A 12,151-nucleotide genomic window follows, 5' to 3' on the forward strand; every position below is an offset into this window, starting at 1 on the left:
CGGCGACGCCCAGTTGCTCGGCGACGATCTTCTTGACGCGCTGTTCGATGTTGTCCATTACCCCTCCAAGGGAAAAAAGTTAGCTCATGAATGCGAGTGCGCGCATTTTATCAGGTTTGACCTGGCAGAAAAGCGGCGCTCGAGGTTCCGGAATGGCTATCCGCGACGGCGCTTGAGCAAGGTTTTGCAACAAGCGCATCAAGGCGCGGATAGTACCTGAATCCGGTTACGACATATACATGCCGCCGTTCACGTGCAGCGTGGTGCCCGTGATGTAGGCCGCCTGCGGCGAGGCGAGGAACGCGACTGCATGCGCGATGTCCTCCGGGCTGCCGAGGCGGCCCAGCGGAATCTGCTGCTTGAGCGCCGCCTGCTGCTCCGCCGGCAGGTCCTTCGTCATGTCGGTGTCGATAAAGCCAGGCGCCACGCAGTTCACGGTGATACCGCGGCTGCCGATCTCGCGCGCGAGCGCGCGCGTCATGCCCGCAACACCGGCCTTCGCTGCGGCGTAGTTGGCCTGGCCCGGGTTGCCCGACGAGCCCACCACCGAAGTGATGTTGATGATGCGGCCCGTGCGCGCCTTCATCATCGGGCGCAGCACGGCACGCGAGAGGCGGAACACCGACTTCAGGTTGGTGTCGATGACCGAGTCCCATTCGTCGTCCTTCATGCGCATCGCCAGGTTGTCCTGCGTGATGCCGGCATTGTTGACGAGAATCGCGAGACCGCCGAATTCCTTGACCGTTGCGTCGATGAGCGCTTCTGCTGCAGCCGTGTCGTTGACGTTGAGCACCGCGCCGCGACCCTTCACACCCGCCTCTTCGAAGGCAGCCGTGATAGCCTGCGCACCGGCTTCGCTCGTCGCCGTGCCGATCACTGTCGCGCCCTGGCGCGCCAGTTCGAGCGCGATCGCCCGGCCGATGCCACGCGAGGCGCCGGTCACGATCGCCGCTTGATTGTCGAGAGTCTTTTCCATCTTTCCGATTTCTGCTGTTGGCGTTGCTATTGGCGTGCTGTTCGCTTTGCGCGGGCTTACGCCTTGAGAAGCGCGAGCGCTTCCTCCAGCGACTTCGGGTCGGCCACCGAGGCACCGACCAGATTGCCGTCGATGCGCTTCGTGAGGCCCGCGAGCACCTTGCCCGGACCACATTCGACCACATGCGTCGCACCTTGCGCCGCGATCGCCTTCACGCATTCGACCCAGCGCACGGGGCCCGCAGCCTGGCGCACGAGCGCGTCGCGGATCTTCGCGGGGTCGGTTTCAAAGGCCACGTCGACGTTGTTCACGACCGGGATCTGCGGCGCGTTGAGCGTCACGTTCGCGAGATATTCGCGCAACTGGTCCGAAGCGGGCTTGAGAAGCGACGAGTGGAACGGCGCCGAAACCGGCAGCGGGAGCGCGCGCTTGGCGCCCTTCGCCTTGGCGATTTCGCAGGCCTTTTCGACGGCAGCCTTGTGGCCCGCGATCACGACTTGCGCCGGCGCGTTGAAGTTGACCGCTTCGACCACGCCGCCGCTCGCCGCGGCAGCTTCGGTGCAAACCGCGCGCACGGTGTCGTCGTCGAGGCCGAGCACGGCGGCCATGCCGCCCTCGCCCACCGGCACCGCGCTTTGCATGGCCTGCGCGCGAAAGCGCACGAGCGGCACGGCGTCGCGGAAGGCGAGCACGCCCGCAGCGACGAGCGCCGTGTATTCGCCGAGACTGTGGCCCGCGACGATTGCCGGGGCCGGGCCGCCCGCCAGCTGCCACGCGCGATAGACCGCGTAGGCGGCGGTGAGCATGACCGGCTGCGTATTGGTGGTGAGATTGAGCGCTTCGGCGGGGCCTTCGGCGATCAGCTTGCCGAGGTCCTGGTTGAGCGCATCAGATGCTTCTTGCAGCGTCTCGCGCACGACGGCGTGATCGGCAAAGGCGTCGAGCATGCCAACGGCCTGCGAGCCTTGTCCGGGAAAAACGAACGCGAATTTCATAACGTCCCCAAATTCGATCAAAACGGGTGGGCGATGCGCTCGAATGAACCGCTGCCGGCCGCGCACATCGTGCATACGTGTGCGTGCGGCCTCGCTGCGGGAGCGCGAAAGCCCGCTCAGGAATTTCAGAAGCGGATGACGGAGGCGCCCCAGGTGAAACCGCCACCAACGCCTTCGATCAGCACGTTCTGGCCGCGCTTGATGCGGCCGTCGCGCACCGCGACGTCGAATGCGAGCGGAATCGAAGCCGCCGACGTGTTGCCATGTTCGCCCACGGTCACCACCATGCGCTCGGCGGGCAGGCCGAGCTTGCGGCAGGTGCCCTGCATGATGCGGATATTGGCCTGGTGCGGAATCAGCCAGTCGATCTGGTCGGCGGTGAGCTGCGCCTTGTCGAGCGCCTCGAGCGCGACCTTTTCGAGCACGTTCACGGCCAGCTTGAACACGGCCTGGCCGTCCATGTGCAGGAACGCGTTGCCCGCGATCACGCCGCCGTTCACGTTGCCCGGCGTGCACAGGATGTGAGCGTAGCTGCCGTCGGCGTGCAACGCGCTCGCGAGCACGCCCGGTTCGCTCGACGCCTGCAGCACGATCGCGCCCGCGCCGTCGCCGAACAGCACGCACGTAGTGCGGTCGTTGAAATCGAGAATGCGCGAGAAGGTTTCAGCGCCAACGACGAGTGCCGTGCGGTGCTGGCCGCTGCGGATCAGGCTGTCGGCCACCGAAACGGCGTAGGCGAAACCCGAGCACACCGCCTGCACGTCGAACGCCGCGCCGTGGTTGCGGATACCGAGCTTGTTCTGCAGCAGGCAGGCCGTGCTCGGGAACACGAAATCGGGCGTGGAGGTGGCGACGATGATGAGGTCGATCGCCTGCGGATCGACGTCGGCGGCTTCGATCGCACGCTGCGACGCGGCAAGCGCGAGGTCGCTCGTGGTCACGTCGGGCGCAGCGAAATGGCGCGCGTGGATGCCCGTACGGGCCACGATCCATTCGTCGCTCGTCTCGACGCCTTTCGCGGCGAGCCGCTCGGCGAGTTCCTGGTTGGTGACGCGCTCAGGCGGAAGGTAGCTGCCCGTGCCGAGCACGCGGGAATAGAGAGTCGATTGAGCCATTATGCCTTCGAGGATGATGCGGCGCCGGGCGGGACCTCGCCCGTCACCGGACGAGGCGCAACCGGAGTCTGCGCGGCCTGCGCGTTCGGGGCGCCATCGGGCTCGCCTGCCGCCTGTTCGAGCGAACCGGCGTTTTCTTCCATGGCGTGCGCGAGGCGCTCCAGCACGCCATTTTTGACGGCATCATACCCGCGATTGATCGCACACTCAAACGCGTAGGCATCGGCCGAGCCGTGACTTTTGATGACGAGACTTTTCAAGCCGAGCAGCGCCGCGCCGTTGTACTGGCGATGGTCGACGCGCTTCTTGAAACGCATGAGCACCGGCAGCGCGGCGAGCGCCATGAGCTTCGTGAGCCACGAGCGGCCGAACTCTTCCTTGATCATGTCGTTGAGCATCTGCGCGAGGCCCTCCGACGTCTTGAGCGCGACATTGCCAACGAAGCCGTCACAGACGATGACGTCGACGCTGCCCTTATAGATGTCGTTGCCCTCGACATTGCCGCGGAAATTCAGCGTGCTCGCGCGCAGCAGCTCGCCCGCGCGCTTGATGGTCTCGTTGCCCTTGATGACCTCTTCGCCGATATTGAGGAGCCCGATGCTCGGGCGCTCCTTGCCTTCGAGCGCGGCCACGAGCGCGTGCCCCATCTCCGCGAACTGCAGCAGATGCTGCGGCTCGCAGTCGACGTTCGCGCCCAGGTCGAGCATCGTGGTGTAACCGGTGGGATTGGGCATCGCGAACGCGATGGCCGGGCGCTCGATGCCGGGCAGCGTCTTGAGCACATAGCGCGAAACGGCCATGAGCGCGCCCGTGTTGCCGGCCGATACGCAGGCCTGCGCCTCGCCCTCTTTCACGCGATTGAGCGCGACGCGCATCGAGGAGTCTTTCTTCTTGCGCAGGGCGACCTCGACCGGATCGTCCATGGCGACGACCTCAGTGGCGGGTACGACGGAAAGAGCAGGGTGGTCCGCGGCCTTCAGCTTCTTCAACTGGGCGCGAACCGCCGACTCGACACCCACGAGCATAAGATGCGCGTCGAGATGCGAGCGGACGAAATGGACTGCGGCAGGCACCGTCACCGACGGGCCATGGTCGCCTCCCATGCAATCTATCGTGAGCGTAACAGTCATGGAATGCGACGAATTTCAGGCATAAAAAAGCGGCAGTTGAATGCCGCCTTTTTGCCGAGCCGAAATATGGTCAAGCGAACGGAATCGCCATGTGCGGCACGACGCATTGAATGCCCGCGCGCCGCACACCGGAACGATCAGTCGTTCTTGGTCTTGACGACTTTCTTGCCGCGGTAGTAGCCGTTCGGGCTGATGTGGTGACGCAGGTGCACTTCACCCGTGCTCGGCTCGACGGCCAGCGGCGCGCCCGTGAGGAAATCGTGCGAGCGGTGCATGCCGCGCTTCGACGGCGACTTCTTGTTTTGCTGAACTGCCATGATAACTCCTGAAAATTTTCCGAATTCTAACACAGCCCGATCCGGCCGCCGCCACCCTGGGGGATGGCCGGACTCCGGGCTCAGGCCCACGCGCCTTGTACTGCCTGCCCCTTGCAGCCGCCTAATGTTTTCAATTAGTGCTTGCTGCCGGGACCGTCCTTCTTGAGCGATTCGAGCGCCGCAAACGGGTTGACGCGCTCTTCCGGCTCGATTTCCTGCTCCGGCACGTCGTCCACGGAATCCACGCCCTCCGCGCCATCGGCACCCGAGGCGAGACTTTCGTGTACTTCCGGACAGACTTCGTGCTTCGGCACCAGCGGCAGCGAGAGCAACAACTCCTCTTCGATCAAGTCGACGAGATCGAAGTGGCGCGAGCCCACGATCACCTCGAATTCATCGTCGTCGAGCGGAAGCTCGTCCGCCTCTTCTTCCGTCTGGACGATACGGAAGGTCGCATCTGCATTGAACGCCTGCTCGTAGGGAGCGAGGCAACGCTGGCACGTCAGCCACGCACTGCCGTGGATCGCGAGCCGCAGATACGGCTGCGGCCCTTCGGTGCCGTCGCCCTGCAATTCCTGCTGTGTAAAGCCCGCAGCCTGCCAGGTGAACGCGGTGTCGCGATCTCGTGCCTCGGCCGGGACTTCGTTTAACATGCGCGGCAGTTGCGAAACGCGCACGGCGGCGGCCGCCTCTCGCTCGCTGCGCGCGAATTCGAAGATATCGAAGTCGCGCGGATTCAATGCGCCTTTATCCACGGAGGGACCAGCAGGCTTGCCAGGATGTTCGGTCATGTGCACTCTCCTGCGTCAAGGCGTGCGGCCGGGCAAAGCGTGGCGGCACTTGCGAGGCCCGCTGCAAACCAACCTGCACGGCCATTGGTACGCCATTGGTACGCCAGCATTCCGCCAACGCTTCGCCACTTAGCACCGCCGGCGAAGTCTTTCGAACCGCCGCGCCGCGCGCTTTTTATTTCACGCGCAGTTGCCGGCAAGTTACGCGCAACTATCGCATCGCTTAACACAACCGATACAACCGAGGCGCTTGCGGCAGACGCGTGACGAGAGCGTACCAATGAAAAGCCCAAAATCATATCGCCTTTATCTTTGTCAGTCAAACACTTAAGCTCACGTACGCAAGTGTCTGTGCGGCCGGGGTTTTCCGGAGCCTTTGACGTAAGGCTCCGGAAAACCCGCCCCCGTTTTCGAGCTGGAATCAGCCTGGAGATCCGCGCCTCACAGCAACCGTTCCAGCCGTTTCTCATACTCTGATCGATCATGCAGGATTCTCCCTTGCAGGCCCCGCAGACAGGCCGCCCCGCTCTCATCCTCGCCTCCAGTTCGCGCTACCGGCGCGAGTTGCTGGAGCGTCTGCGCATTCCGTTCGACACGGCCGTGCCCGACATCGACGAAACGCCGCACTCCGGTGAAACACCCGAGGCGACGGCGCTACGCCTCGCCGCGGCAAAGGCGTGTGCTGTGGCCGCCGCGCTGCCAACTGGCGCGGGTCGCACACTCGTAATCGGCTCGGACCAGGTAGCCACCTTCGACGGCCGCCAGATCGGCAAACCCGGCACGCATGAGCGCGCACTCGCGCAACTGCAGGCCATGCGCGGCCACGAAGTGTTGTTCCATAGTGCCCTGAGTCTGCTCGACACCGCTACTGGCCAAACGGATACCGTCGATGTCGTCACGAAGGTGCGCTTTCGCAATCTGCCGGATGCCGCGCTCGACGCCTATCTACGCGCCGAAACACCCTACGATTGCGCGGGCAGCGCGAAATCCGAAGGGCTCGGCATCGCGCTGCTCGAGGCCATCGAATCGGACGACCCCACCGCCCTGATCGGCCTGCCGCTCGTCGCGCTCACGCGCATGCTGCTCGCCGCGGGCTACCCGCTGCTGGAGGGCCAAGCATGACGCAAGGAACGACCGGCACGCTCTATCTGATCCCGAACACGCTCGGCGAGGGCGACGATGCCGCGCTCAACGCCGTCCTGCCCGCGCCCGTGCGCGAGCGCGCAGGCACGCTCGCGAGCTATATCGGCGAGAACGCGAAAACTACGCGCGCCTTCCTCAAGCGCGTAGGCACGACGCGGCCGATCCAGGAAATCGAGATCCGTGAACTCAACGTCAACACGCCGGCGGGCGAAATCGACAAGTTGCTCGCGCCGCTCCTCGCGGGCATCGACACGGGGCTCGTCTCCGAGGCGGGCGTGCCCGCCGTCGCCGATCCCGGCGCGCTGCTCGTACGGCGCGCGCACGAGCGCGGCATCAAGGTCGTGCCGCTCGTGGGCCCGAGTTCGATCCTGCTTGCGTTGATGGCCTCGGGGCTCAACGGCCAGAGCTTCGCGTTTCATGGCTACCTGCCCGTCGATGCGAACGAGCGCGTGAAGAAGCTGCGCGAGCTGGAGCAAATCTCGCGCAAGGGCAAGCAGACGCAGATCTTCATCGAGACGCCCTACCGCAACCGCACGCTGCTCGACGCGCTCATCGCGACCTGCGCGCCCTCCACGCTCGTGTGCGTTGCCGCCGATCTCACGCTGCCCACCGAGACGATCGTGAGCCGTGCCATCTCCGACTGGAAAAAGAAGCCCACCCCCGAACTGCACAAGCGGCCGGCGATTTTCCTGCTGCTCGCGAATTGAACCCGCTGCGCAGCCTCGCGCACAAAAGAGAATCGGCCGCTGCGCAAATACGCAGCGGCCGATTCCCGTCCAACGCAGCCTGAAGTAAAGCCGAACCGGCGACGCTCAGCGGACCGACAGCTTTCCGCCCATCAGCAGCGAATGCACGGCCGCCGAGCCGATGCTCGCGCCAAAGCGCTTCGCCACGCGGTCGGTGATGCTCTGCTTGACAGTGTAATCGACGACATCCGGCGCCTTGATGACCTCGCGCGCCACATAATCGGTGTCGCCAAAGCCGTCCGCGAGACCGAGCTCCACGCTCTTTTGGCCCGTCCAGAAGAGGCCCGAGAAGATCTCCGGCGTCTCTTTCAGGCGTTTGCCGCGGCCCGCCTTCACGGCGTCGATGAACTGCTGGTGAATCTGGTCGAGCATGTCCTGCGCGTGCGCGTCCATCTTCGGCGTATCGGGCGAGAAAGGATCGAAGAAGCCCTTGTTCTCGCCCGAAGTGCGCAAGCGCCGCTGGACGCCGAGCTTGTCCATCAGCCCGGTGAAGCCGAAGCCGTCCATCAGCACGCCGATCGAGCCCACGATGCTCGCCTTGTTGACATAGATCTTGTCGGCCGCGGCCGCGACGTAGTAGCCACCCGAGGCGCACATGTCGCCCACCACCACGTAAAGCGGGATGGCCGGGTATTTTGTGCGCAGGCGACGGATCTCGTCGTTGATGATGCCTGCCTGCACCGGGCTGCCACCGGGGCTGTCGATATGCAGGATCACGCCTGCGGTGCCATCGTCGTCGAAGGCGCTGTCGAGCGAGCTGATGATGTCGTCCGCGTTCGCCGGGGTGTCGGAGCCGATCTCGCCGTCGAGCGAGACGAGCGCCGTATGGCGCCCTTCGCTCTCCACGCGCGCGCCCGAAATGTCGAGCACGGCCCAGGCGATCACAAGCAGAACCGCGAGAAAGGCGAAGCGAAAGAAGATTCGCCAGCGCCGCGCCGCGCGCTGTTCGGTGATCGCGGCGAGCGCGATGCGTTCGAGCGCCTCGCGCTCCCAACCGGGCGCAGACGCGCCGCGGTCTGACGAAGCCGCGCGGGGCGCCTCGTTCGAATCAGGGGTCGGATTGTCGGACATGCGAGCGGATAAAAGGTCAGGATGCGATGTGAGGCGACTCGTTGCGTAAATCGGGACGCAAATCGTCGTCCGGCAGCCAGAATACCGCACGGCCCTCGGGCGTGTCGCGTTCCTCGACGCGCACGGGGCGCAAACGCCCGCCGCGGCACGGTCCGCCCACGCATTTGCCCGTCTCGGGCTCGTAGATCGCGCCATGCGTGGCGCACATCAGATAGAGTCCCGACGACTCGAAGAACTGCCCCTCGACCCAGTCGAGCTCCATCGGCACGTGCGCGCAGCGGTTCAGGTAGCCGTACACCTCGCCGCCATAGCGCACGAAGAACACCACGGCGTCGCCGCCCGCGTAGGTCGCGCTCATGCGCCGGCCCTCGCCGCCCTCGGCAAGCTCCGCGGCGGCGCATACGCGCACCGGCTCGTGCAGCGTCTCAGTCATGCGTGCTCCCGCAGCCAGCCCGCCAGCGCCGCGACGTCCTGCGCGACGAAACGCGGCTCGAGCTTCTCTAGCGCGCCCGAGGCATGCGCGCCGTACGCCACGCCGATGCCCGCCACGCCCGCATTGATTGCCATCTGCAGATCGTGCGTCGTATCGCCGACCATCACCGTACGAGTGAGATCCTGCCCCAGTTCGCGCGTCAGTTCATGAAGCATGGCCGGATGCGGCTTCGAGAAGGTTTCGTCGGCACACCGCGTGCCGTCGAACAGGCTCGTGAGCCGGGATTCGGCCAGCGCGCGGTTGAGCCCGACACGGCTCTTGCCCGTCGCCACCGCCAGCAGATAGCCGGTGTCGCGCAGTTCCGTGAGCATCTCGCGCACGCCTGCGAAAAGCTCGGTTTGCTGGTCCTTCAGCAAATAATGAATGCGATAGCGCTCGACGAGCCGCGGATAATCGGCCGGATCGAGCGTCGGCGCGGCGATCTGCAGCGCTTCGCGCAGGCCGAGGCCGATCACGTAGCTCGCCGCTTCGTCGCCGGGCACGGGCAGGCCCAGGTCGCGGCATGCGGCCTGGATGCTGCGCGTGATATGGGCGGTCGAGTCCATCAAGGTGCCGTCCCAGTCGAACACAACCAAGTCAAATTGCTGTCGGGCCATGCGGGGCTTCTCCAAACGCTTTCCTGTTCGTTGTCATTCGGGACGCGCAGCGTCCGGTCGGGTCTCAGCGGCGCCTTCGCTGCCCTCGCGCTGCGCGCGCAGCGCCTCGACGAAGTCGCGGCAGTCCGCCGGCAAGGGCGCCTCGAACTGTAAAGTCGCACCCGTGATGGGGTGAGCGAGCTTCATGCGATGCGCATGGAGGAACATGCGCTTGATGCCCGGCTGCGCGCCATTGCGCGCGAGCGCCTTGTTGAGCGCGAAGTTGCCGTACTTGGCGTCGCCGACGATCGGCAGGCCGAGGTGTGCGAGGTGCACGCGGATCTGGTGGGTGCGCCCCGTCTTGAGCTCGGCTTCGAGCAGCGCGTAGCCCGGCCAGCGCTCGACGAGATTGAACACCGTATGCGAGGGCATGCCGTCCGCCTGGACACGCACGCGCCGCTCGCCCTCCGGGGTCAGATACTTGTGGAGCGGTTCCTTGACCGCGCGCCGGCGGCCCCAGTCGCTCGCCCATTCGCCGTGGACGCACGCGAAATAGCGCTTGTCGGTCTGGTTCTCGCGCATCTGCTCGTGCAGGCCGACGAGCGCCGAGCGCTTCTTGGCAAGCATGAGCACACCCGAGGTTTCGCGGTCGAGCCGGTGCACGAGTTCGAGAAAACGCCCTTGCGGGCGCGCCTCGCGCAGTTGCTCGATTACGCCGAACGCCACGCCGCTGCCGCCGTGCACGGCGACGCCGGCGGGTTTGTCGATGACGAGAAGCGCGTCGTCTTCGTAGAGCACGGGAAACTGGGCGGCCGGCACGGGCACCGCGCCGGCGGGGACGGTTGACTGCGAAGTGCGGATGGGCGGCACGCGCACGATGTCGCCGAGCGCGAGCCGGTATTGCGCGTCGACCCGGCCCTTATTCACGCGCACCTCCCCGCTGCGCAGAATACGATAGATGTGGCTCTTCGGCACGCCCTTGCAGACGCGCACGAGGAAATTGTCGATGCGCTGACCAGCCGCGCTCTCGTCGATTTCGATGAACGAAACCTGGTCGCTTGCGACCTGATTCTGGGATATTTTGCCTAACCCTTTCATTCTGAATATAATTTGCCCAGCGCCGACGCGACGGTAGGCCAAATGGCCAAGGCCCAACGGCCGAAAGTTCCGCGAACCACCCGATGGACACCCAAGGGGGTCATCCTGAACTGGACCGTGCGGCGTGCGCAGGCAGCAAGCGATAAACCGTTATTTTACTTGCGCCCGGGGCTGGTTGCTCACCCCGCTTGATAAGAAGCAACGAGTTGCACGCACGGATACCCGAGATCGGCAGGGACGGCGCCCGCAGGCACGTTCGGTCGGACCCGGCTCCGACGGTAACGGAACATTGGTATAAAGAATTTATCCGGCGCGTCCCGCCGCGCGGTCGAAGTGGCCGCCGCTGGAGGCGCTGGTGGCGAAAATACGGCGAGCGCCCGAAGCGTCCCGGCAATGTGCGGGACACGGCGACGTCAAAAGTGGCGAGACACCCCGAGGGGGAAGACGGGCGTTCCTGACAGCTTCCCGTGCGCGGCCCTGATTTGACACAAGAGGCCGCGAACCTGATCCAGCCGCAAGCGCGCGCGGTTCGCCGCTGCGGCAAGCGTCTGCGGTGGCCATTGCCATGGCACGGCCGGCAGGCGGATCGGAAGCGCAGGAAAACCGTGCCGTCGCGAACCCGCGGCATGTCTCTTCGCTTCTTGAAGACGTATTTCGCATGTGCCCACGCGGCCCGTCCAAGGCAACGCAACGCCAGACCGGTGCCCAAACAAGGCAATTCTCCCCGCCATCGTTCCTGCTCCAGCGTGCTTGTGACAACACAATAAGGCGCGGCTCGCCGCTGCCCGCACCGTGCTGCCTGGCGTCGCCGCCGCGCACCGTGCCGGCCGCGCGCGAACGCACTGGAGTCGTTCAATGAAACGAATGCTGTTCAACGCGACACAGCAGGAAGAACTGCGTGTCGCCATCGTCGATGGACAGAAGCTAATCGACATCGACATCGAAACCGCCGGACGCGAACAACGCAAAGGCAATATCTACAAGGGGATCGTCACCCGCATCGAGCCCTCGCTCGAAGCCTGTTTCGTCAACTACGGCGAAGACCGCCATGGCTTCCTGCCGTTCAAGGAAGTGGCCCGCCAGTACTTCCGCGAAGGCATCGACATGCGCGGCGCGCGCATTCAGGACGCCCTCAAGGAAGGCCAGGAACTCATCGTCCAGGTCGAGAAGGAAGAGCGCGGCAACAAGGGCGCGGCGCTCACCACCTTCATCTCGCTCGCCGGCCGCTACCTCGTGCTCATGCCGAACAACCCGCGCGGCGGCGGCGTGTCGCGCCGCATCGAGGGCGACGACCGTCAGGAACTGCGAGAAACCATGGCGCAGCTGCAACTGCCGGACGGCATGAGCATCATCGCGCGCACGGCCGGCATCGGCCGCTCCGCCGAAGAGCTCCAGTGGGACCTGAACTACCTGCTGCAACTGTGGCACGCCATCGAAGCCGCCTCGCAGGCCGGCCAGGCCGGTCAGCCCATGCTGATCTACCTGGAATCCAGCCTCGTGATCCGCGCGATCCGCGACTACTTCCAGCCCGACATCGGCGAAATTCTCATCGACACCACTGAGATCTATGACCAGGCGCGCGCCTTCATGGATATCGTGATGCCGGACAATGTCAACAAGGTGAAGCGGTACCACGACGACGTGCCGCTCTTCTCGCGCTTCCAGATCGAGCACCAGATCGAGACGGCGTACTCGCGCACG

Annotated in this window: 14 protein-coding genes; 4 read left to right on the forward strand and 10 right to left on the reverse strand. The window is 65.1% G+C overall.

Annotated features, from left to right (window positions below; genetic code table 11):
• Positions 1–220 (forward strand): hypothetical protein (locus VMJ11_RS03415; RefSeq protein WP_325616908.1); only part of this gene is annotated, 220 nt, incomplete at its 5' end.
• Between the two features lie 6 nt (positions 221–226).
• Here the strand turns inward: VMJ11_RS03415 and fabG are convergent.
• The 6 genes from fabG to VMJ11_RS03445 form a co-directional block, all read right to left on the reverse strand.
• The gene (gene fabG, locus VMJ11_RS03420; protein ID WP_325616910.1) at positions 227–976 is read right to left on the reverse strand and encodes a 3-oxoacyl-ACP reductase FabG; all 750 of its coding nucleotides are present in this window, start codon (positions 974–976) and stop codon (positions 227–229) included.
• Between the two features lie 56 nt (positions 977–1,032).
• Positions 1,033–1,971, reverse strand: a complete 939-nt coding sequence (gene fabD / locus VMJ11_RS03425) for an ACP S-malonyltransferase (RefSeq protein WP_325616912.1) — start codon at positions 1,969–1,971, stop codon at positions 1,033–1,035.
• 125 nt (positions 1,972–2,096) lie between these two features.
• On the reverse strand, positions 2,097–3,086 hold the full coding sequence (locus tag VMJ11_RS03430) for a beta-ketoacyl-ACP synthase III (protein ID WP_325616914.1): 990 nt from the start codon (positions 3,084–3,086) through the stop codon (positions 2,097–2,099).
• On the reverse strand, positions 3,086–4,216 hold the full coding sequence (gene plsX, locus VMJ11_RS03435; protein WP_325616916.1) for a phosphate acyltransferase PlsX: 1,131 nt from the start codon (positions 4,214–4,216) through the stop codon (positions 3,086–3,088). The genes VMJ11_RS03430 and plsX overlap by 1 nt, the downstream gene beginning before the upstream one ends.
• Before the next feature lie 137 nt (positions 4,217–4,353).
• Entirely contained in the window at positions 4,354–4,533 is a 180-nt protein-coding gene (gene rpmF, locus VMJ11_RS03440; protein WP_018441573.1) for a 50S ribosomal protein L32, read from the reverse strand.
• Between the two features lie 134 nt (positions 4,534–4,667).
• On the reverse strand, positions 4,668–5,324 hold the full coding sequence (locus VMJ11_RS03445; protein WP_325616919.1) for a DUF177 domain-containing protein: 657 nt from the start codon (positions 5,322–5,324) through the stop codon (positions 4,668–4,670).
• 483 nt (positions 5,325–5,807) lie between these two features.
• On the opposite strand from VMJ11_RS03445, the gene VMJ11_RS03450 reads away from it, so the two are divergent.
• Positions 5,808–6,446, forward strand: coding sequence for a Maf-like protein (locus tag VMJ11_RS03450; protein WP_325616921.1), 639 nt, complete (start codon positions 5,808–5,810; stop codon positions 6,444–6,446).
• Positions 6,443–7,174 carry an SAM-dependent methyltransferase gene (locus tag VMJ11_RS03455; RefSeq protein ID WP_325616923.1) on the forward strand — a complete coding sequence of 244 codons (732 nt, stop codon included), beginning with the start codon at positions 6,443–6,445 and terminating at the stop codon, positions 7,172–7,174. The genes VMJ11_RS03450 and VMJ11_RS03455 overlap by 4 nt, the downstream gene beginning before the upstream one ends.
• A gap of 105 nt (positions 7,175–7,279) precedes the next feature.
• Here VMJ11_RS03455 and VMJ11_RS03460 read toward each other — a convergent pair whose 3' ends face one another.
• Genes VMJ11_RS03460 through VMJ11_RS03475 form a run of 4 tightly spaced genes read right to left on the reverse strand, consistent with a single transcriptional unit; the run spans position 7,280 to position 10,450 of the window.
• Entirely contained in the window at positions 7,280–8,284 is a 1,005-nt protein-coding gene (locus VMJ11_RS03460; RefSeq protein ID WP_325616925.1) for a S49 family peptidase, read from the reverse strand.
• A gap of 16 nt (positions 8,285–8,300) precedes the next feature.
• Complete coding sequence (locus VMJ11_RS03465; RefSeq protein ID WP_325616927.1) at positions 8,301–8,717, reverse strand: Rieske (2Fe-2S) protein; 417 nt, start codon at positions 8,715–8,717, stop codon at positions 8,301–8,303.
• On the reverse strand, positions 8,714–9,373 hold the full coding sequence (locus VMJ11_RS03470) for an HAD-IIIA family hydrolase (protein ID WP_325616929.1): 660 nt from the start codon (positions 9,371–9,373) through the stop codon (positions 8,714–8,716). The genes VMJ11_RS03465 and VMJ11_RS03470 overlap by 4 nt, the downstream gene beginning before the upstream one ends.
• A gap of 33 nt (positions 9,374–9,406) precedes the next feature.
• Entirely contained in the window at positions 9,407–10,450 is a 1,044-nt protein-coding gene (locus VMJ11_RS03475) for an RluA family pseudouridine synthase (protein ID WP_325616931.1), read from the reverse strand.
• A gap of 855 nt (positions 10,451–11,305) precedes the next feature.
• Between VMJ11_RS03475 and VMJ11_RS03480 the strand changes: the two genes are divergently transcribed.
• On the forward strand, positions 11,306–12,151 hold an 846-nt coding region (locus VMJ11_RS03480; RefSeq protein WP_325616933.1), incomplete at its 3' end, for a ribonuclease E/G.

It is taken from the genome of Paraburkholderia sp., from assembly GCF_035501035.1.
In the GTDB taxonomy this organism is placed as follows: Bacteria; Pseudomonadota; Gammaproteobacteria; order Burkholderiales; family Burkholderiaceae; genus Paraburkholderia.